This window comes from Gordonibacter massiliensis (ex Traore et al. 2017), assembly GCF_019731765.1.
Lineage (GTDB): Bacteria > Actinomycetota > Coriobacteriia > Coriobacteriales > Eggerthellaceae > Gordonibacter > Gordonibacter massiliensis.
The window spans coordinates 44,865-66,245 of the sequence record NZ_JAASIO010000019.1 but is presented as its reverse complement, the minus strand read 5'-3'; the positions used below and the strand labels follow the sequence as shown (position 1 = coordinate 66,245).

12 protein-coding genes are annotated in these 21,381 nt (G+C 64.0%); 5 read left to right on the top strand and 7 right to left on the bottom strand.

Annotation, left to right across the window (positions count from 1 at the left end; translation table 11 throughout):
- The first annotated feature begins 467 nt into the window (after positions 1 to 467).
- Both guaA and HCH03_RS15715 read left to right on the top strand, forming a co-directional pair.
- Positions 468 to 1,451, top strand: coding sequence for a glutamine-hydrolyzing GMP synthase (gene guaA, locus HCH03_RS15725; RefSeq protein WP_221690251.1), 984 nt, complete (start codon positions 468 to 470; stop codon positions 1,449 to 1,451).
- Positions 1,452 to 2,311: 860 nt separating this feature from the next.
- Positions 2,312 to 3,214, top strand: coding sequence for a Fic family protein (locus HCH03_RS15715; protein ID WP_221690250.1), 903 nt, complete (start codon positions 2,312 to 2,314; stop codon positions 3,212 to 3,214).
- A gap of 42 nt (positions 3,215 to 3,256) precedes the next feature.
- On the opposite strand, the gene HCH03_RS15710 is transcribed toward HCH03_RS15715, so the two are convergent.
- The gene (locus tag HCH03_RS15710; protein ID WP_221690249.1) at positions 3,257 to 3,817 is read right to left on the bottom strand and encodes a TetR/AcrR family transcriptional regulator; all 561 of its coding nucleotides are present in this window, start codon (positions 3,815 to 3,817) and stop codon (positions 3,257 to 3,259) included.
- Between the two features lie 112 nt (positions 3,818 to 3,929).
- On the opposite strand from HCH03_RS15710, the gene HCH03_RS15705 reads away from it, so the two are divergent.
- Positions 3,930 to 4,409 (top strand): DUF2867 domain-containing protein, encoded by a 480-nt coding sequence (locus tag HCH03_RS15705; protein WP_221690248.1) that lies wholly within the window; start codon positions 3,930 to 3,932, stop codon positions 4,407 to 4,409.
- Between the two features lie 60 nt (positions 4,410 to 4,469).
- On the opposite strand, the gene HCH03_RS15700 is transcribed toward HCH03_RS15705, so the two are convergent.
- From HCH03_RS15700 to HCH03_RS15690, 3 genes are all read right to left on the bottom strand, one after another.
- Positions 4,470 to 5,057: a DNA-3-methyladenine glycosylase I gene (locus tag HCH03_RS15700; RefSeq protein WP_221690247.1), complete on the bottom strand. Its 588-nt coding sequence runs from the start codon at positions 5,055 to 5,057 to the stop codon at positions 4,470 to 4,472.
- A gap of 8 nt (positions 5,058 to 5,065) precedes the next feature.
- Entirely contained in the window at positions 5,066 to 5,953 is an 888-nt protein-coding gene (locus tag HCH03_RS15695) for an aldose 1-epimerase family protein (protein WP_221690246.1), read from the bottom strand.
- Between the two features lie 87 nt (positions 5,954 to 6,040).
- Positions 6,041 to 7,996: a fructose-1,6-bisphosphatase gene (locus HCH03_RS15690; RefSeq protein ID WP_221690245.1), complete on the bottom strand. Its 1,956-nt coding sequence runs from the start codon at positions 7,994 to 7,996 to the stop codon at positions 6,041 to 6,043.
- Positions 7,997 to 8,175: 179 nt separating this feature from the next.
- Between HCH03_RS15690 and HCH03_RS15685 the strand changes: the two genes are divergently transcribed.
- Positions 8,176 to 11,697, top strand: a complete 3,522-nt coding sequence (locus HCH03_RS15685) for a S8 family serine peptidase (protein ID WP_221690244.1) — start codon at positions 8,176 to 8,178, stop codon at positions 11,695 to 11,697.
- 439 nt (positions 11,698 to 12,136) lie between these two features.
- On the top strand, positions 12,137 to 14,809 hold the full coding sequence (locus tag HCH03_RS15680; protein WP_221690243.1) for a PAS domain-containing protein: 2,673 nt from the start codon (positions 12,137 to 12,139) through the stop codon (positions 14,807 to 14,809).
- 119 nt (positions 14,810 to 14,928) lie between these two features.
- Here the strand turns inward: HCH03_RS15680 and HCH03_RS15675 are convergent, their stop codons facing one another.
- The 3 genes from HCH03_RS15675 to HCH03_RS15665 form a co-directional block, all read right to left on the bottom strand.
- Entirely contained in the window at positions 14,929 to 16,194 is a 1,266-nt protein-coding gene (locus tag HCH03_RS15675) for a Rid family hydrolase (RefSeq protein WP_221690242.1), read from the bottom strand.
- Positions 16,195 to 16,529: 335 nt separating this feature from the next.
- The gene (locus HCH03_RS15670) at positions 16,530 to 18,716 is read right to left on the bottom strand and encodes a YhgE/Pip domain-containing protein (protein WP_221690241.1); all 2,187 of its coding nucleotides are present in this window, start codon (positions 18,714 to 18,716) and stop codon (positions 16,530 to 16,532) included.
- Positions 18,709 to 21,318, bottom strand: coding sequence for a YhgE/Pip domain-containing protein (locus tag HCH03_RS15665; protein WP_221690240.1), 2,610 nt, complete (start codon positions 21,316 to 21,318; stop codon positions 18,709 to 18,711). Before HCH03_RS15665 ends, HCH03_RS15670 begins: the two co-directional genes overlap by 8 nt.
- Positions 21,319 to 21,381 lie beyond the last annotated feature (63 nt).

Sequence of the window (21,381 nt, the reverse complement as noted above, 5' to 3'; positions counted from 1 at the left end):
AACGATTGTCGCCCAACCCACGATTTGCATAAAGGAGGCTTCACCGATTCTCATCGGTCATATTCTTTAACAGCGGAGCCCCCTTACCCGAAGAAACCATGCGCTTCGTTGACAGAAACTTGGAGATTGCCCGTCACAAGCGGCTTTGGAAAAGAACCATCTTCATCATGCCCCCATGCGCGCCCGCAGCATCTCCGATGCACCGGGCGCAATCGGCCGACCGGCAGGCTCCGACAGCGCGCCATTTACCTCATGCACGCATGAGCGCTGACAGCATCTTCAACGCACCGGGCACAACCAACCCGCCGCAAGACTCCGACGGTATCGAGCACCCAGGCACCCGCCCGTCCATCGGGCGAAATGCCGGGAGTTCGCCCCCACCTGCCTCTCGAACGGCGTTGCTTTCCGCTATAATCTCCCCACGAGAAAAACCGGCCCGCGCCGGGTCGAACACGAGGAGGTCCCGCATGGATTCGAACAAGCGCCCCGAGGATATGGAGCGAATCACCACACCCGAGCTGGCGAACGCGTTCATCGACGAGCAGGTCGACGCGATCCGCGCCCAGGTCGGCGACCAGAAGGTGCTGCTGGCGCTGTCCGGCGGCGTGGACTCGTCGGTGGTGGCGGCGCTGCTGATCAAGGCCATCGGCAAGCAGCTCATCTGCGTGCACGTGAACCACGGCCTCATGCGCAAGGGCGAGAGCGAGCAGGTGGTGGACGTGTTCCAGAACCAGCTGGACGCGAACCTCGTGTACGTCGACGCGACGGATCGCTTCCTCGAGCTGCTCGACGGCGTGGCCGAGCCGGAGGCCAAGCGCAAGATCATCGGCGCCGAGTTCATCCGCGTGTTCGAGGAGGAGGCCCGCCGTGTGGGCGACGAGGTGAGCTTCCTCGCGCAGGGCACCATCTACCCCGACATCCTGGAGTCCGACGGCGTGAAGGCGCACCACAACGTGGGCGGCCTGCCCGACGACCTGCAGTTCGAGCTGTGCGAGCCCGTGAAGCTGCTATACAAGGACGAAGTGCGCGTCATCGGCCGCGAGCTGGGACTGCCCGAGTCCATGGTTGAGCGCCAGCCCTTCCCCGGCCCCGGCCTGGGCGTGCGCTGCCTCGGCGCCATCACGCGCGACCGCCTGGAGGCGCTGCGCGAGGCCGACGCCATCCTGCGCGAGGAGTTCGCCGCGGCCGGCCTCGAGGGCAAGGTGTGGCAGTACTTCGTGAGCGTGCCCGACTTCCGCGCCACCGGCGTCCGCGACGGCGTGCGCGCCTTCGAGTGGCCCGCCATCATCCGCGCGGTCAACACGGTGGACGCCATGACCGCCGAGGTCCCAGAGCTTGATTGGGCGCTGCTGAAGAAGATCACGGCACGCATCCTGGACGAGGTGCCGGGCATCTGCCGCGTGGTGTACGACCTCACGCCGAAGCCGATTGGGACCATCGAGTGGGAGTAGAACAGCAGAATGGTATACTAGCCCATGGGATTCAACAGAGGAGGTGATCTCCCTCGTGTGGGATCTTATTATCGTATACGGAGATCGTGCCCGGAATCAACGCCTGTGGAGAGCTATCCCCTTGCTCGACGAAGCAGGAATCCCTTTAATAACGGGAAGCGAGCAGCTGCTTGGGCGGCCAATCGAATAGTGCGCCGTGCCAGATAGACATGCAGTATGGACGATGGCGAGAGAAGCGATGCTCTCTCGCCATCGTCTTTTCAAATGCCCAGGAGAATTCGCTTCTCGTTTCTATCGTGTTGCCCCTGGATTCTTTTGTTTCGGTTTCTGTCTGCCATGCAGCGACTGCGAGCACCTTGCTCCTGCCTAGCCCCCAGTGTCACAACCTCAACGATCTCAGCTTTCTCGTCGATGGGATGGTATGCAGCTCGGATGCAGCTTCACCCTTTTCCCGCCCGATACGAAAAGAGACCTCTCGCAAACACGTTCGCACATCTTTCCTCACCCTTTCCCACCTGATCGACAGCCAACTCTCTCCACACGAAGCAATCCACCACGTGCATCTTGGACGAGGTTCCCGGCATCTGCCGCGTGGTGTACGACCTCACGTCGAACATCGGCACCATCGAGTGGGAGTAAGGCGGCGAAAAGGCCTCCCTATTTCCTCTTCAAACGGAATCGAGAGACCATGGCGACGTTGCCCTTCACCGTGTTCCCAGCTGAAGCCAACGCTATCTTGTCTGCAATTCGAAGAGAACGAAAACGTCCTTCGACCGCCGCCAAGCCCTTCATCGCAATCAACATGGTAGAATCATCGCGTTGCGCACAGCATGTGCGGCTAAGAATGGAAGGGCTCTCGCATGGCGGAACAGGATATGAGCAGTCTCGAATACGCCACCGGCTACGAGAAGATGTACGGCGTTACCGATGAACGCTACGAATACTTGCGTCGACTTCAAAGCCAGCTCCGGCGATTCGACATCGAGCCGAAAGCCCCTTCCAGCGACAACGCACTCCTCTTCCGCCTTGCAGATCAGCAGGCCATCCTCGCGAGCCACGGCTTCGACCCAACGGAAGAGGATCACATCTTCGAAGCCGTCAAAGTGGATTTCGTGCACACCACGGCGCGCATCGAGGGAAACACGCTCTCGCTCAAGGAAACCGGCCTCGTGCTCGAAGAGGATGCGACCATTCCCGGCAAGCCCCTGAGCGAGCACCTTGAGATTCTCGATATCGCCGCAGCCTTCGACCTCATGGTCGAACAGGTTCGCAGCAAAAAGACCCTCTCGACCGAGATCGTTCTCGCGATCCATCGAGCCGCATCGGCCCACCTTGAGGACTGCGATCCAGGTGAGTATCGCTACGACCAGCGCTACATCACTTCTTCGCCCATGCTCCCTCCGCCCCCGGCGCGCGTGCCGCATCTCATGGACAACCTGATCATATGGGCGGCGCGACAAAACGGCACCCCTATCGAGACGGCGGCGCTATTCCACCTCGTATTCGAGGACATACACCCTTTCCAAGACGGAAACGGCCGCACCGGGCGCGTGCTTCTCAATTTTATGCTCATGGGTACGGGATATCCGCCGATCAGTCTCAAGGCGGACGAAGCAGGCGTCGGCGCCTATTACGGAGCCATCGATTCGTTCGTGCGCGACATCGACGGCCGCGATGGATCGGCGATGGTGAACCTGGTAGCACACCGGCTCGAAGACTCTATCGGCCAGCGCATGCTACAGCTGGAACAGACGGATAGGTGAAGAGGAACTGCGCTTCCCACCCTTTGCGTTTTTGGCAAATAGCTAGCCCGAAGCATTCTCGATCATCGGAAGAATAGGCACGTAGTTTTTTGGAAGCGAGGCTATCACGAGATCGGCCATGTCGCTCGGAGGCATGCGAGCTTCGTCGCTCGCCCATTGAATGAAGCAATTGTATAAGCCCCCTAGGTGATAGCGTAACTTGTAAATATCGCGCCCTGCTTCTCCGTCAACGGCGAAACGCTCGTTCATCACCTCAAGAAACAAACCGGAGAGCCCGTTTCTCACTAAAAGCCTGATCTTATCAAGGCTCCGCTCCATCGTCGTAAACAACACCTGAAGCCACAGATTCTGCAATGCGCCCTCATTCGTCCGTGTCGCTCGTTCGAATTCGGCGAAGCATTCATCCAAAAGATCCGTCACGAAGCGCTTGGCTACTTCTTCCCGTGTAGAAAAGCAGCGGTAGTACGTTGACCTGCTGACGCCCGCTCGAGAAACGATATCGACCACGGCTATCTGAGAGAACGGGCGCTCGTCGAGGAGTTCGAAAAACGCCTCGACGAGGTAATTCGCCAAAGCATCCTTTGTCAGGCCCTTGCGCTTCATGGACACACTTCCTTCGATCTGTTCCACACGGATTGACCCAGCCAGCCCCGTCATGGAAAACTTTAAGACACATTTGTTTCTCAAGGTGACAGTATAGGCGGCAGGAGGCCATATGGAAACACGTGCGCGAAAAGCAAAACCGCAACCAAGCGACAATCTCGTAAAGCTCTGCAGGGAGTTCACATGGGAAGACTGCTGGGAATTACCCGCAAGCGACAGCGGCGCCTCTTCGCGAGCTTGGGCGGAAGCCATTTTTTCGGGAAAGGGCAGTCCTTGGATTGTCGCGCGATTAATGGACGCGAGAAACTTCCTGATGGCGCGCTACGAGAAGAGGGGCGAAGAAGATCAAGACATGATCGGCTCGTTTCCCGTGATACGAACCGATGCCCACGAAACGATCCTCGGAAAGAGCGACAGGCACCTTGCGTTCTTCACGAGCATAACCGTCGATGGCAAGCAAACCGTGCGCTGCACGACCATCATGAAGATAAACAACATGTTTGGGCGCTTTTACTGGTTTTTCGTAAGGAAGGCCCATCCGTTCATTATTAAAGCAGCGATCAACTGCGCGGCTAAGGCTATCAGCGAATAACGCAGCGAGGCGAATCGAGCTGCCAAGCTCCCTCCAAGCGCATCCGCGATCTCATCGAAGCTACTTTCCGCTCGACCGACGCGCTGTCTCTTGATAAACGAAGCAATCAACAATATGGTCGTTCACCATGCCGATGGATTGCATATAGGCGTACACGATGGTGGAGCCGACGAACTTGAAGCCGCGCTTTTTGAGGTCTTTGCTGATGCGGTCGGAGAGCGGCGTGGTTGCCGGCACGTCCGCTTGGGTTTCCCAGTGGTTCACGATGGGTTCGCCGTCTACGTATTCCCATATGAACGCATCGAAGCTTCCGAACTCCTCGACCACGTCCAGGAACAGCTTCGCGTTGACTACGGACGCCTCGATCTTGCGGCGGTTGCGGACGATTCCCTCGTTCGCCATGAGCTCCTCAATCTTCGCCTCGTCGTAGAGCGCCACCTTGGCAGGGTCGAAGCCGTCGAACGCCTCGCGGTACGCTTCCCGCTTCTTCAGGATCGTCAGCCACGAGAGACCCGCCTGCGCGCCCTCCAAAACCAACAGCTCGAACAGCTCGCGATCGTCATGGGTGGGCCTTCCCCATTCGTTGTCGTGGTAGTCGACATATATCGGAATATCGCCCGCCCACGAGCACCTGTGCTTCTCATCCATAGCGCCTCCTAGCGAAACGTCATCCTATATGTCAACGTCGCGCTCTCCCCCGGCTCGAGGGTGCGCACGCCGGGTTTCTCGGCCAGTTCGCGCGGGGAGAAGCGGGCGTCGGGCAGGGCCGACCACGGCTCGATGCACAGGTAGAGCGCGTCATCCTGCCCTGCTTTCGTCCAGATGCCCAGGTAGGGGAAGTCGGGGAACTCCACGGTGACCGAATGGCCGTTCTTGGCGCAAGCTAGCGTGGCTACACTGCCGGGCACGTTCTCCAGCACGATGGTGTCGATGCCCAGCTGCTCGGGCGTCTTCGTCAGGCGGCCGTCTTCCAGCGGCACGTCGATCTTCGGCAGCGTGAGGATGCCCGCCTCGTCCATCCCGAACATCTCGATCTTGTCGATGCCCTCGAAGCGCACGTGGTAGTCGGCCATGTGCTCGCCGGGCAGTAGGCGCGTCGCATAGGCCTCGTGACCGCCAAGCTCGAACGGCATGGGAACGCTGCCCGTGCTCTCCACGGTATGCGTTTTGACGAGGGTGCCGCCCTCAAGCGAGAAATCCACAGTCAGATGGAAGTCGAACGGGTAGACAGCCCGGGTTCCCGCGTCGGAAGTCGTCTCGAAGCGCACTCGCGTGCGCGACACCTGCGAGACGGCGAACGTGCGATCCCGGCAAAAGCCATGCGTCGGCGCGGCGATCCTGTGACCGCCGAGCTCGTACTCCCCGTCCCGCAAACGACCGATCAGGGGAAACAACAAGGGCGCACGCCGCCCCCACACGGCCGGGTCGCCCGACCACATGCGCTCGATACCGTCGCGTACGACGCTCTGCAACTCCGCGCCCACCGACGAGATACGCACGGCAAGCTCGTCGTTATCGAGCGCGTACATCAACGGATCCGCCATCGCCTTCCTCCACCTTGCAACGAAAATCTTCTCAAATCTGGAATGCATTACCATGTTTGAGAAGATTCGCTCCGAACCAAAGCCTTCCTACTTCCCGCACTCCGCGATCTCGCCGCGCCGGTATGCCGCCAGCAGGCACTCCAAGTCGGCGATCTGCTGCTTCAGCTCGGCGCCGATGTCGGTGTCGGCCACCAGGGTGCGCTTGTCCAGGCTCTCCACCACGCTGCGGGACGAGTGGATGTCCAGCTCGTTCACCACGGCGGCGCGCATCGACTCCAGCGGCTCGTGGGCGGCCAGGACGAACCCGTACGAGTTCGAGATCAGCGTGTAGCCCGCGATGCCGGTGGTGGGCTGGTAGGCCTTCGAGAAGCCGCCGTCGATGGTGAGCACGTGCCCGTTGCACTTCACCGGGTCCTCGCCGTCCTTCACCTTCACGGGAATGTGGCCGCACACGATGCGCGACGTCTCGAAGTCCAACCCGAAGTCCGCGAACACGCCGGCCATCACGCGCTCGTCGTCCAGGTAGGTGTAGAACGGGTTCTTGACCTCCTTGCGCGCCTCCTTCTCGGCGATGAGGTACAGCTCGAACGTGGCCATCTTGCTCTTCGCGAACAGGGGCGAGCCCTCCCCCAGCCACATATACCACAAGAGATCGCGGCCACGCTTGCGCATCTCGGGGTCGGGGTCGAAGAACGCCGCGCGCACGTAGCGCTCCATGACGTCGTAGAGCGCGCGTCCCTTGTACTTCTGCCCGAACACGTCCGTCTCCATGAGCGAGCCGTCCGCGTTCAGCGGCACGCACGCGTGGAACAGCAAGTTGTTGTTGTACACCTTGTACAGGCTCCCCGCCTCCAAGAAGAAGCGCATGTGGCGTTGCAGCTTCTCGCAACCGGTGAACGCCTGCTCGAGGCGCTGCATGACCTCCTCTTCCTCGGGCGTCAGCCGGTAGGGGTCGGCCGGGTCCACCGTGGGGAACACCGTGTCGGTGAGCGCGTACTCGGTGCCGTCCAGCATCACGGTGCCGCGCTCGTAGTCGATCTTGTCCAGCAGCTTGCGGTCCTGCAGGCCGAAGCCGGGGTTTTCGTCGATGAGCTTGCCCTCCACCTTGAACTGGATGATGGCCATGGCCTTCTGGATCTTGACGTTCATCTCCAGCTCCTGCGGCGGCAGGTCGGGGTTGCCCTTCAGGCCGAACGCGACGCAGGGGTCGTCGGCGTACGCGTCGAGCGCGAACGAGGCCAGCGGCAGGATGTTGATGCCGTAGGCGTCCTCCAGGATGGACAGGTTGCCGTAGCGCGCGCAGTTGCGCACGACGTGCGCGATGCAGCCGCGCTGGCCGAGCGAGGCGCCCATCCACACGATGTCGTGGTTGCCCCACTGGATGTCGAGCGAATGGTAGCCCTGAAGCGCCTCCATGATGACGTCGGGGTACGGGCCGCGGTCGTAGATGTCGCCCACGATGTGCAGATGGTCGATGGCCAGGCGCTGCACGAGCAGGCACAGCGCCTCGATGAGCGCGCCCACGCGGTCGGTGCGGATGACGGCGTCGATGATGGCGGCGTAGTAGGCCTTCTTGTCCGCGCCGTGGCGGTCCTCCGTCATCAGCTCCTCGATGATGTAGGCGAAATCGCGCGGCAGCGCCTTGCGCACGCGGGAGCGCGTGTACTTCTGGGCGGCGCGCTTGCACACGGCCACGAGACGCGGCAGCGTCTCCTCGTACCACGCCTGCGCATCGTCGGTCTGGGACAGCACCAGCTCCATCTTCTCGCGCGGGTAGTAGATGAGCGTGGCCAGCGAGCGTTTCTCCTCGGCGCTCAAGGCGTCGCCGAACACGTCGTCGATCTTGAGGCGGATGGAGCCGGAGCCGTTGCGCAGGATGTGCGAGAACGCCTCGTACTCGCCGTGGATGTCGGAGGCGAAGAACTCGGTGCCCTTGGGCAGGTTCAGGATGGCGCTCAGGTTGATGATCTCCGCCGAAGCCTTGGCGGCGGTGGGAAACGACCGGGAGAGAAGTTCCAAGTACCGCTTTTCCGTCACATCCATGTCCAGCCTCCTTGCAGGGTACCGTTCAGCACGTCAACCGTTTTATAGTAACCGCTCGAACGCCGCGCAGGGCGATACCGCATCCAAACGGCACGAATAGTCGACGGAAACGAAATTTCAATGACTCGAGAAGTCGTGTTAGACTGACCGCAACGATGACCCGAAGTTTGGAGACGCCCATGCTACGAATTCGGTCCAAGTTCCTCCTCTGCGCGCTCTCGCTCGCGCTCGCCCTTTCCCTCACGCCCGTCGTCGCACTCGCCGACGAAGACTCCCCGGCACCTGCGCCCATCGAGGCCGCGCACGTGGAGCACGAGGCCGTCGTGTGCTACTACCCCGACGCGCCCGCGCGCAACGGAAGAATCGCCCCCTTCGGAGCCGATCTCCTGTCGAGCGCCCAAACACTCGCACAGGTGCCCAAGGAAGCGGTCGAGGAAGCCGTGGGCGGCGACCTGCCCTCGAGCGGCGAAAGCGCCTCCGCCGGCGCGGCGGCCATCGGCCTGCTTTCCAACGACAGCTTGAACGGCGGCTACGTCATCGCCTGCGTGCGTGACGAATCCAAGACCACCGAGCAGCTGATAGCGGAGCTTTCCCAAGACGAACGCGTCGTGTTCGCCGAGCCCAACTACCTCGCCGAAACGGCAACCCTCGAAGACGAGCAAACGAAGGATCCTGCCGAGGAGGCCGAAACGGAAGCAGCGGAGGGCGCCGAAGCCGCGGAAGATGCCGACGACGCCGAAGCCGCAAGCGAACCCGCAAGCCCGCCGGCCGAGAACACCGCGATAGCGGCGAACTCCATCGAGGCCCCGAACGAGGCCGGCGAGCTCGCCGGCGCACTACGCAAAAGCCTCCCTCCCGACATGACCGGCTACCAGTGGGGCTACAAAAACACCGGCCAGATCAACGGCGCGAGCGGCTTCGACATGGGCTACGCCGAATGGAACTCCAATACTTACGATGGCTTCAAAGCGCCCACCGACCCCGTCATCGCCGTCATCGACACCGGTATCGACAACACCAACGTCGACCTGGCGAACAAGATGTGGAGCCGCCCCAAGGATCCTGCCTGGGCAAACCTGCCCGGAGGCGAGCACGGCTACGACTACTTCAAGCCGGGAGAGGACGGCACGGGCGACCCCGACGGACACGGCACCCACTGCGCAGGGGCCATCGCCGCCGAATGGAACGGCGTGGGCACCTCGGGCCTTTCCGAGCGCGCGCAGCTGATGGCCTTCCGCGGCCCGGGCGTCGTCTCCGGCTACGTGGCGTCGTTCGGCTACGTGCTGCAAGCCAAACAGCTGGGAGTCAACCTCAAAGCCACCAGCAACTCCTGGATCATGGCCGACGTTTCACGCGCGATGGACGTCGTCATCACCGCGCTGGGACAGGCGGGCGTCATCAGCATCTTCGGCTCGGGCAACACCAACGCGAATCTCGACACGCTCGGGTTCATGACCAGCACCTTGGCGCACAATCCGTACGTCGTGGTGGTGGACGCGGCCACGAACCGAGGCGACTTCGGCAGGTTCAGCAACTACGGCATGAGGACGACCGACGTGGTGGCGCCCGGCCAGTCCATCTTGTCCACGTACTCGTCGAGATCCAACTCAATCCAGTACCTGCCGGAATTCGATGCGGCGCGCGCCCTGTACACCGGGTTCGAAAGCGGGGAGGAGAACGCCTGGACGTTCCACGAAGGCGACTCCGCGAGCGGGCCGGCGCCGGCGACGACGACCGCCTGGTCCTACGAAGGCTCCCAGGCCGCGACGGTGAACATCGTCGATGCCGAGCAGGGTGCAACGCTCGTGAGCGATGAACGGGACATCAGCTCCATGGGAGCCTCGGTCGACGGCGACACGAAAGCCTATTTCACGCTGCATGCCTTGGCCACGGGAGGCGTCGAAGGGTCGGAAGCCGACATGCCGGTTGCGGACGTCTACGTCCGCAACACCGCAGGCGGCATGAGCGCCGCCGCGCGCGCCGGCACCGCCACCGTCACCAAGGACACCTGGACGGCGGCGTCGTTCCTGCTGCCCGACGACACGGACTTCAAGAACTTCCAAGTCAAGATCGTGTGCCATGTGGGCGCGATCAGCACGCTCGGAAGCTTCAAGGAAAGGCCCAACGTCACCGGAACCGCCGTGCTCGACGCCCTGGGCGTGGGCCTGATGGGCAAAGACGACTCGCAGTTCGCCTACAGCACCGGCACCTCCATGGCGTGCCCGACGGTGGCGGGAGCCGCCGCCGTCATAGCCGAGCAGAACCCGAGCCTCGAAGGCGAGGCGCTGGCGGCCACCATCAAGGGATGCGTTGCAGACTACCCCGCGTTCGCCGACCGGTGCTCGAGCGGCGGCATGGTGGACCTGCGCTATCTCGGCAACCTGAAACCGGTGGTCAACGGCGCGACGGACAACGGAAGCACCGTCGAGGTGGAGGGCTATTTCTTCGGCGACGCCCCCACCGTCGCCTTCGACGGCGCCCCGACGACGTGGTCGAGCCGCAAGGACGGGCCCGACGGCAAAACGACCTTAACCGTGGCGAAGCCCGCAGGATTCGCCGGCGGCCAGACCATGGTCTCGGTCGCGCAGGCAAACGGCCGGGAGGGGCACGACTTGTTCGAGGTGGGCCGCGCGACCGACGTGACGTACTTCGACAACGCGAACCTGCCTCTTCCCCTGGAGATCGAAGGATGCGCCGACTGGCAGCTGTGCGGCTTCGGAGCGTACGTCTACTGCGTTCCCAGGAACACGGTCGCCAACATGGACACGGCCGTTTACGATTCCATCCAGCGCTTCGACGAATCCACGAATTCGTGGAGCTACGTCGCGCTCCCGGAGAAGATGAGCTGCATGAGCGCAACCGACTGGAACGACAAGCTCGCCGTGCTCGGCTACACCGCCGATTCGAGCAAGTTGTACCTGTACGACGGCTCCGCTTGGAAGCTCGCCGCCTCGTTCCCCGAAAACGATCCCGCGTCCGTGCTCGTGCTCACCACCATCGGCACCGACGGCAAGGACCTCTACACGTTCGGCGGCATCACCGCAAGCGGAGAGACCGCCGCCATCAACCGCATCGACCTCGACGCGAACTCGTTCGAGCACATCGGCGACCTGAGCGACACGCGCCACGCCGCGTCGGTCGCCTATTCCGAGGGCACCTTCCTCGTGACCAACGGGTACAAGCTCGACGTCTACATGACGGTCAACCAGCTCGTCGACCGCGTGCGCATAGCCGACGGCGTCGCAACGTCCGAAGCCGTGCCCGTTCCCACCGGCGTCACGCAAACCGGCGGGCTGGCATGGGGCACCGGCGCCGTGGCGGGAGGCTTCATCGCAACCGGCGCCCTCAACGCAACCGGCTCGGCCGACACCTACACGTACAACCTGCAAGCGAACGCCTGGAGCGATTTCGACAAACGCGCGAGCGACTCCCCGCTGGCCTTGGTCCAAGGAACCGTCCATCGAGGCAAGTTCTACGTGCTGGCGTCCATGAACACCAACCCGCAGAACTACGTGTTCGCATCCACGGCGGTGAGCGCGAGCCCCAAGCCCGTCGACCCCAGCCCCGTCGTCCCGGACGCGTTGGTGAAAACCGGCGATCCGCTTTCGGGCGCGAGCGCGACGCTCGCCCTCGCAACGCTCGCATGCGCCAGCGCCGCCGCCATCGCCCTGGGGGCGCGCAAAAAGGAATCGAGACGCTAGCGAGCCCCCCCCCCACCCGAACAACCGCCGCATCCGCGCGCCCTTCCGCGTTCTCGAACAACGCCGAAGGGCGCGCGGCGCGTCTTCCCGACCTTAAAACAACGGAAGACCGAGGGCGTTTGTTTGACCTGCAACAATGAAAAGCCGGGATCATGGGGTAGAATGCTAGAGAGAATATAGCATTACCCGCGACGACGTTCTCGCTCGGATCGCCAGCCGGCCCCGCGCGGGAATCGCGCTTCGCGGCACCCCCGTTCGGATCGGCGGCGCCGCAAACGGGGAGACGACCAGCACGAGAACGAGGACACGTATGAGCGAAACCAACGCGACCGGGGAAGCGACGAGGGCCTCCTCCCCCGCAGATCCGACGAACGGCGACAGCGAAGGCAGAGCCGAAGCGCCCGTCGACCCTCACGAAGCCATACGCTTAGCAAGGGAGATGAACGAGCAGCTTCTCTTCCTCGGCGACATCTCCCGGTACCTCCTCGTAGGCAAAGATCCGAACGAAGCCATCCACCAAGCGTTACGGAGGATACTGGAACACTTCGACGGCGAGCGATCCTACATTTTCGAGTTCGACGACGAGCGGCAGGAATCGGACAACACCTACGAGGTGTGCGCCCCTCGCATCGCGTCGGAGAAACAGAACCTGCAGGGCATACCCTATCGAATGCAAAAGTACCTTTTGGAGGAGTTTCGCAACGGCCGCGTGGTTTGCGTTGAAAACGTGGACGACCCTTCGTCCGTAGGAAAAGAAGAGCAGGAGATCCTCCAACAGCAAGGCATTCGCAGCGTCTTCCTCGCCCCCTTGTGGAACGACGGAGCGCTCATCGGCTACACGGGAGTAGACGACCCCAAAAGAAACGCCCGCCATGTAAGCACCCTGGCCGCCATCGGCGACTACATGGCGGCCATGCTCGCAAGGCGCGATCACACGCTGCGCATGAAGAAGGACAACGAACTCATGCAGCGCTTGATGAACGACACGCCGGGCGGCTTCGTTCGTCTGAAAATGCTCCCCGGCGGCAACGCGGTCCCCGTGTTCATCAACGACGGCTTTTGCGAGATCATGGGCATGACGCACGAGGAAGCCATGGCGCTCTACACCGAAGACGCCTACGCCGGCGTGCACCCCGACGACGTGCCCGAGCTTCAACGGGCGGCCATGAAGGCCATGGAGGAAGACGCCATGTTCTCGGCACGCGCCCGGTTCCTCCACAAGGAGAAAGGCTACCTACAGTTCCAAGCGTTCTACCGCACCACCACGGACTCCGACGGAGTTCAGTACACGAACGGCTACTACGTGGACATGACCGCCGAAACAGAGCAGGAGGAGCGCCGCAAGGAGCTTCTCGACAACCTGCCCTGCGGCGCCATCATCTTCGAAATCGGCGCGAACGGCGTTATCGACTCGCCGCATATCAACAAACGCTATATGGAGCTGGTCGGCCGAAGCGAAGAGGGTTTGCACGCGCACGATTCCATCCAGGGCATACACCCCGACGACCGCGAGCGCCTCATGCGGTGCATCAACGAGGCCATCCGGCAGGACTGCGACATGGAAACCGACATCCGCGTGCTGAGGGGCGGAGGCGGCTACGTCGCGTTCCATCTGGTGGGCCGCATCGTGGAAAAAGAAGAGCAGAAAACCGTCATGTACACCACCTACACGCCCATCAACGAGGAGACCCGCTCGCTCAGCGTCGCGCTGGCGGACCAGCGCCGGGCCGAGCAGCTGGCCCGGGACACCAACGAGCAGCTTCGCTTCCTCAACGACGTGTCCCGGTGCCTGCTCACGGGCGACGACCCGAACGACGCCATCCATTCGGCGCTCCGCAAGACGATGGAGTACTTCGGCGGAGATCGGGCCTACATCTTCGAGGCGAGCGACGAGAAGCGCGAGACGTCCAACACCTACGAGGTGTGCGCGCCGGGTGTCGCGCCGGAGAAGGACAGCCTGCAGCACGTGCCCTACGATCTGCAGGAATACGCCCTGAGCCAGCTGCGAAAGGGCAAGAGCATCTACCTCGACAGCGAGAGCACGATAGCGAACAGCGGCATCGACGCCGACCGCATCATCACGAGCCAGGGCATCGACAGCATCATCCTCGTTCCGCTGCAAGCCGGCGTGCGTCTCGTGGGGTTCATGGGGGTGGACAACCCGAAGCGGCACGTCACCCACATCAGCCACCTCATGGGCTTGGGCGACTCGGTCACGGCCATCCTGCAGCGCCGCGACAACGAGGAGCAGATCCTGCGCGACAACCGCATCATGCGCGACCTTATGAACGACATGCCCGGGGGCTTCGTGCAGCAGCGGGTGAGCCCCGACGGCAGGACGGTGCCGATATTCATCAACGAGGAGTTCTGCCGCATGAGCGGCATGAGCCACCGCGAGTGCGTCGAGTTCTACAGCACGGACGGCTTCACCGGCGTGCATCCCGACGACAACGAGATGGCGAAGCGCGCGTTAGAGGACCTGATCGCAACGCGGGAGACGGTAACGCTGCGCCTGCGCCTCGTGCGCGGCGACGGCAGCTATGTGCCCATGCAGGTGTTCTACCGGGTGACCGACGACCGCGACGGCAACCTGCTGCTGAGCGGCTACTACACCGACCTCACCGACCAGCTGGCCCTGGAAGAGCGCGAGATGGCCGAGCGCGACGAGCTCACCGGGCTGTTCAACCGAACGAAGCTCGCGCACATGCGCATCGGCGCGTACCGGAAGCTCGCGTCCTGCGGCGTCCTGTTCTTCGACGTGAACCGCCTCAAAATAGTGAACGACACGCAGGGCCACGCCCAGGGAGACGTGCTGCTGCGCGTCGTCGCGGACGGCATCCGCTCCCTCGCCACCGACCGCATCCACGGATACCGCTACGGCGGCGACGAGTTCCTCGTGGTGGCGTGCGACGGCGCGGAATCCGAACTCGAAGGGCTGATCGGCCAATGGGAGGCCAGCATGGGCGAGCTGGCGAGCGAAAGCGGCATCGCCGTGACCGCCGCCGTGGGAACCGCCTGGAGCGAGGCCCCGTTCTCGCTGAACGACCTGATACGCCAGGCAGACCAGGAGATGTACGCGAACAAGCACCGCGACAGGAACGATACGCGCTAGCGCCGCGAACGCGCTGCGGGGCCGGACGACCCGTCCGAGCCCGTCCGCCCGACCAAAAAGGCCCTCGGAACCGTTGTCGGATCCGAGGGCCTTTCCGCCGTTGCGGGATTGCGCGTTCGCTACGCCAGCGGCGGGGTGCCCTCGGCGTTGCCGAAGATCGCGTCGATCTGCACCAGGGCGTCCATCGGCAGGGCCGAAGTGCCCACCACGCGGCGCGCGGGCACGCCGGTGAAGTAACGGGCGTACACGTCCTCGATGGCGGCGAGGTCGTCCAGGTTCCTCAGGTAGACGTTCGCCTTGACGGCGTCCTCCATCGTGTGCCCGACGTTCTCGATGATGGCCTTGATGTTCTTGAGCGCCTGCTCGGCCTGCTCGGCCACGCCGCCGGCCACCAGCTTGCCCGACGCGGGGTCGACGCCGATCTGCGCCGAAATGTTGTTGTAGTGCGAGAAGGCAACGGACTGCGTGGACAGCGGGTCGAGGGGGGCATTCGGCGTGTTGTTCGCCTCGATGATGAGGCCGTGACGGGCCTCCACCTCCTGCGGCGGCGTGCCGTCGCCGTGGGACACCACGGCTTCGATCTGCACGAGGGCGTGCATCGGCAGCTCGGCAACCTCCACCACCGTGCGGGCGGGAACGTAGGCGACGGCGCGCGCGATGGCGGAATCCGGGAAGAAGCGCGTGTACACCTCGTTCACGGCGTCGAGGTCTGAGAGGTCCTTCAGGAAGACGGTAACCTTGACGATGTCGTCGAAGGGCACGTCGATGCTCTCCAGGATGGCCTTGACGTTCTTGAGGCACTGGGCCGTCTGCTCGGCCACGCCGCCCACCACGATCTGGTTCGTCTTCGGGTCGAGGGGCAGCTGGGCCGTAACGTTGTTGTAGTGCGAGAAGGCCACGGTCTGCGTGGACAGGGCGTCAAACGGCGCATTGTGCGTGTTGTTCGTGCACTTGACCAGGTCGCCCGCCTGCGGCTCGTTCGGAATGGTGCCCTCGCCGTTGGTCAGCAGGGCCTCGATCTGCACGAGGGCGCCCATCGGCAGGTCGGCCACGGCCATGGCCGTGCGCGCAGGGACGTAGGTGGGGAAGAACGCGCGGAACACCTCGTCGACGACGTCCAGGTCGCGGATGTCGCGCACGAACACGGTGAGCCGGGCGACGTCGTTCAGCGAATGGTCGATGCTCTGGGCGATGGCCTCGAGGTTCTCGAAGCACTGCTCGGCCTGCTCCAAGACGCCGCCTTCGACGATCTCGCCGGTCTCCGGATCGAGGGGCAGCTGGGCCGAGATGTTGTTGTAGTGCGAGAATGCCACGGTCTGCGAACGCAGAGGGCTTATCGGGGCGTCGTCGGTGTTCCTTGCCAATACCACGTTGTCGCCGCTCATGTAGTACCTCCCTTGTGTAGTGCTCCGCTTAACGATACCTGCAGCCAGGCCGCACCGGCCTGCCTTCCCCTCTGGGCCGCTCCATCGAGCCCCGTCCTTTGGGAAGGCTGCATTATATCGTTTTGTGCACATGCACAAAACAGGTTTCGAGCGATTTCTTTTCTCGGCGAAAACGGGCGATAAGCCGTTCGCCGGAAAATATGGAAGCCCCTGGGGACGTCATGCAGAAAACGGGCGCGAAGGCCGCGTTTCATGCAGGATTACCGCACCTACCGCTCACCGATTAACGAGCCGCGCGATCGCCCTCTCCGCAGAAAGCCCATCAAACCAAGGCCCTACCCCACCAGCTTGGAGGACTCCACTTGCTCCACGTACCAGTTCATGAACTTCGCCAGCGGCTTGCGCAGCACGAGGCCGATGAGCGCGGCGGGAAGCAGGAACAGCAGCAGCAAGCCCATCTCGATCCAGAAGTCGTTGCCGTACGCGCCGAACATGGCGGCGCGCATGGCGTTCACCACGTGCGTGGCGGGCAGCCAGGGGCTGAGCCCCTGTATGAACGGCGGCAGCAGCTGCAGCGGGAACGAGCCGCCGCAGCCCGTCACCTGCACGATCAGCAGCAGCACGGCGATGGCCTTGCCCAAATTGGCGAACGCCGCCACCAGCGCGTAGATGAGGAAGGCGAACACCAGGCCGGCCGTCCAGAAGCACAGCATGAAGAGCATCGGGTCCGCCACCTGCACCTGCAAAAACAGCAGGTTGCCCAGACCCATGAGCGTGGTTTGCGCAAGCGACAAAAAGGCCATGACGCCGAAGCGGCCGAGGAACAGCTGGTGCGGCTTCGGGTCGGCCAGCTCTTCCCGCGCGCGCCCCGAAACCGTCGGCTTCACCACCACTAAAATGAGCAGCGACCCGATGAACAGGGCGAGCGTCGTGTAGAGCGGGGCCATGGCCGACCCGAAGTTGTCGACCGGGAACACGGCGACGCGCTCGATGCCCACCGGGGCCGCAAGCGCCTTCGCCAGCATCTGCGAATCGGAGCCCAGCACCTGGCGCAGCAGCTCGGTGTCGCCGGTGGCCAGCGCCTGGCTGATGCCGTCGGCCAGCTCATCCAACCCGGCGGCGGCGTCGTGCAGCTTCTGGATGACCGCGTCGATCTTGTCCGCCGCGCCCCCCATCAGGCTGCTGGCCGACCCGGCCGAATCGGACAGGCCGGAGCCTGCGGAGCGCAGGTTCTCCATGCCGGCGCCCACGTTGGCCGCGAGGGAGGCCGCATCGTCGGCAAGCTGCTGCAAGCCCGGCTTCAGGTTGGCGTCGAACTCGTTTTTGAGGGCGGCGGCGTTTTGCTGCGCCTGGGCCGCCAGCTGCTTGATCTCCGCACGCTCGGCCTGCGTGTCGGCGTTGCCCGCCTCCAGCTTGTCGGCGGCGTTCCGCAGATTGTCGCGCATGCCGGTCATGAGGTCCACGGAGGCGTTCAAACGCGACAGCGCGGCATCGACGGCCGGCCGGTACTCGTCGGGCACGCTCTCGCGCAGTGTTTCGAGCTCGCCGGCGATCGCCTTGCACTGAACGATCTGCCCGTCGAGGACATCGGCCTGGCTGCGCATCTGCACCGCGCATTCCCCCGCCCCCGCCGAGGCGGTGTCGAACAGCGCGTCGACGGAGCTCGACACGGCTCCGAAGCCCTGGCCGCTGCTCTCGATGGCGTTCGAGAGGTCGTCGAGCGACCCTCTGAGCGCGTCGACCATGGTTCCGGCCGACGCCGCGCCCTGCGACGCCGCGCCCCCCATGCCGTCGATCTGGCCCTGGGCCGCGCTCACGAGCTTCGCGGAGTCGCAGATGAGCGACTGGGACGCCCGCGCAAGCGACGCGTACAGCCCCAGCACCGACGCCGTCCGCTCCGTCTGGTCGCCCATGCTGCGCACGTGGTTCGCAACGTCGGCGATGCGGCCGTCCAGGCCGGACTCGTCGGCGTACGTGGTGAGCGAGGTGGCAATCCCCAGCGCCACCTCGGAAAGCGTTTCGGCGAACACCTCGTTCACCTGGTACGAAACCGAGTCCGCCCCCTTGTCGGTGATCTTGGGGGCGATGGCGCTCTTCTTCTCGTTGGAATAGTAGACGATCTTCGCGTGCTGCACGTCGTCGGAGTAGAAGGTGAGCATGTCTCGGCTGAAGCTCGCGGGGATGACCACCGCCGCGTAGTAGCGGCCCGACTTCGCGCCGTCGACGGCGTCCTGCTCGGTGGTGAAGGTCCAGTCTATCTCGTCGTTGGCGCGCAGCGCGGACACCACCTGCTCGCCCACGTTCACGCGCAGGGGCACCAGGTCGCTCTCGTAGCCTTCGTCGACGTTGGCCACGGCCACGGTGAGGTTCCCCGTGTTGTCGAACACGTTCCAGCACGCGATGACGTTGTACCACGCGAAGATGGACGGCATGACCACGAGCCCCACCACGATGATGACGCTCATCGCGTTCGAGAACAGGTGCTTGAAGTCGCTGCGGACGAGGTGCCAGACGTTACTCATGAGCGGCGCCCCCTTCCGCGTCGCGGCCTGCGCGGGCACCGGCCTCCGCGTCGGCGCCCGCGCGCTCCATGTCGTTGCGCGAGGCGCCCAGCTCGAGCAGCCCCGCCTCGGTCATGCCGTCGAGCCTCATCTGCCGCTCGAAGCTGGCACGCAGGCTCTCCACCACCACCAGGAACACGAACACGGCCACCAGCCACACCAGCCACGCGGTGAGCAGCCACACCTTCTCGGTGGGCGTGAGCGCGAACACCACCGTGAGCGCGACGGGCACCGCCAGGCCCAAGGCGACGGAGCCGCGGATGAGGCGCGGGTACCACCGCGTGAAGCGCTCGTAGCGCACTTGCAGCTCCTCGCGGTACTCGTCCCGGTCCGACAGCGCGCGGAACAGCTGGGAGAAGCGGTAGGGACGTGCGGGTATCTCCACGTCCTCGCCGTTGAAGATGCCGCTTTGCCGGACCTGCCCGGCCACCATGCGGTTGACGTTCGCCATCAGGGGGCGCAGCAGGATGCCGAACGCCATGGACAGCACGAAGAAGAGGGCGAGCGTGCCGATGGCGTCCGCGTAGTGCGAACCGTAAAAGCCGCAGATGGCCTCGCGCATGGCGCTGATGCCGTACGTGAACGGGAAGAACGGGTAGACGGCCTGGAAGAAGCTCGAGGTCATCTCTATGGGGTACAAGCCCGTGGCGCCCGGGATCTGCGCGAACACGAGCACGATGCAGATGCCCTTGCCGATATGCTGCAGGGTGACCGAGAGCGCGTAGATGATGCTCAGGTACGAAAGCGAGGCCACGACGGCCGCGAAGAACAGCGCCGCCGCGTTGGCGGCCTGCACCCCCAGCACCAGCACGCCGGCGCAGCAGATCACCGCCTGCAGCACGGCCATGGCCGCGAGCAGCAGGAAACGGCCCAGGTAGCGCTGCGTGACGGTGAGGTTGCGAATGCCCTCGCCGTCCACCTCCTGCTTCATGATGACCAGCAGCATGAAGGCGCCTATCCAAAACGTCAGGTTCATGAACAGCGGGGCCATGGCCGAGCCGTAGGCGTTCAGCTCGTAGAGCTGCTCAGTGACGAGCTCGGTGGGAGAGCCCATGAAGTCGGCGAACCGGGAGGCGTCGAGGCCGTCCTCGCCGAACACCTTCATCAGGGCGTCGGACTCGCCGAGCGCCAGCACGTCCGCGCGCACGGTGTCCATGTTCCGTTCGAGGTCGCCCAGGATGCCGTCGGTTTGGCCGAGCGCGTCCTTGGCAACGCCCAGCGTGGAGGAAAGCTGGTCGAGCACGAGCTGGGCCTGGTCGATGAGCAGGCGCTGGTTCGACACGGCGGTCGCGAGCGACGCCGACGCCGTGCCCAGCTGCGCCAGGCTCTCGTTCACGGCGGGAATCGTGGTGCCGAACAGGCTGTTCGAATAGGCCTCGGCGCCGCTGGCCGCTTGCTGCACGGCGGCGTTGAGCGCGTCGCCCGCCTGCGACACGGCTTGCGTGGTGTCGCCCGCCTGGTCGTTGAGCGTGCCGAGGCCTTCCAGCGTTTTCTGGGCGTCGGCGGCGTTTTGGTCGAGCCTGTCGGCAACGGCCAGCATCGCCGCTTTGGTCGACTCGTCGGCCTGCGAAGCCGCCAGATCCCTCAGGTACGCGGCGAGCGCCCGGCTCTCGTCGACCACGGACTGCGCCTGCGCCAGCGTGGCGCCGATGCTCCCCTGCGCCTCGCCGGCGGAGCCCACCAGGCCGGCCACCGCCTCGTTCGCCTTCGACGACGCCTGCGAGACCGCGACCAGCCCTTGGCTCACGGCGGGCATGGCCGCCGCGGAGAAGTCCGACAGCTCGGCGCGCATCCGCGTCGTCAGGTCGGAGATGGTCGAGAGCGCGTCGCTCGCGGTCCCCACCGCCGTGCGCGCGCGGTCGAGCGACCCCTTTGCGTCGCCCACCTTGCCCTGAGCCTGGTCGGTTGCCGACGATATCTCCGCGAACGCGCTGCGCGCATCGCCCACCGCCTGCACGATTTCCGCTATTTTGGAGACGGCTTGGGAGCGCGACGCGTCCAGAGCCTCGCGCGACTCGCCGAGCGCCTGGTCGATGGCGTCGGCGGCCACATCGCTCACCGTGGACACGAACGTGGAGTTGATGGTCTCGTCCAGCGTGCTGGCGCCCGTGTCGGTGATCTTGGGGGCCACGGGCCCGGCCTTCTCGTTCACGTAGTACTCCAGCTCGGGCTGCGTGAAATCGCCCGTGGTCAGGGAGAGCAGCTGCTCGGTGAAGCCCTCGGGGATGACGAACACGGCGTAGCTCTCCCCCGATTCGAGCTCGCCCATCGCCTCGTCGCGGTCGGTGAACGTCCAGTCGAGCTGGGTGTTGGCATGGAGCTCGTCCACGATCATGTCGCCCACGTGCAGCTCGCCGGTCAGATCGCTCGAGCCGCCCTCGTCCTCGTTCACCACGCACACGCGCAGGTTGCCCGTGTTGGCGTAGGGGTTCCAGAAACCCACGACGTTGTACCAGGTGTACACCGAGGGCAGCACGAGCAGGGCGAGCACCACCACCAAAGCCGGAGGCACTTTGAGCAGGCGCAGGACATCGCGCTTGAATACGCGCCAAACGTTTCCCATGCCCGCCGAAACCCCTTCCCCGCACCGATAGAAATACCGGTCAATGATACTCCTACCGGGAGG

Coding starts and splice junctions, on each gene's coding strand:
- HCH03_RS15710 (WP_221690249.1), bottom strand. CDS start 3,817: ATGAAGCGCAAGGGCCTGACAAAGGATGCTTTGGCGAATTACCTCGTC.
- guaA (WP_221690251.1), top strand. CDS start 468: ATGGATTCGAACAAGCGCCCCGAGGATATGGAGCGAATCACCACACCC.
- HCH03_RS15695 (WP_221690246.1), bottom strand. CDS start 5,953: ATGGCGGATCCGTTGATGTACGCGCTCGATAACGACGAGCTTGCCGTG.
- HCH03_RS15690 (WP_221690245.1), bottom strand. CDS start 7,996: ATGGATGTGACGGAAAAGCGGTACTTGGAACTTCTCTCCCGGTCGTTT.
- HCH03_RS15665 (WP_221690240.1), bottom strand. CDS start 21,318: ATGGGAAACGTTTGGCGCGTATTCAAGCGCGATGTCCTGCGCCTGCTC.
- HCH03_RS15685 (WP_221690244.1), top strand. CDS start 8,176: ATGCTACGAATTCGGTCCAAGTTCCTCCTCTGCGCGCTCTCGCTCGCG.
- HCH03_RS15675 (WP_221690242.1), bottom strand. CDS start 16,194: ATGAGCGGCGACAACGTGGTATTGGCAAGGAACACCGACGACGCCCCG.
- HCH03_RS15680 (WP_221690243.1), top strand. CDS start 12,137: ATGAACGAGCAGCTTCTCTTCCTCGGCGACATCTCCCGGTACCTCCTC.
- HCH03_RS15700 (WP_221690247.1), bottom strand. CDS start 5,057: ATGGATGAGAAGCACAGGTGCTCGTGGGCGGGCGATATTCCGATATAT.
- HCH03_RS15715 (WP_221690250.1), top strand. CDS start 2,312: ATGGCGGAACAGGATATGAGCAGTCTCGAATACGCCACCGGCTACGAG.
- HCH03_RS15670 (WP_221690241.1), bottom strand. CDS start 18,716: ATGAGTAACGTCTGGCACCTCGTCCGCAGCGACTTCAAGCACCTGTTC.
- HCH03_RS15705 (WP_221690248.1), top strand. CDS start 3,930: ATGGAAACACGTGCGCGAAAAGCAAAACCGCAACCAAGCGACAATCTC.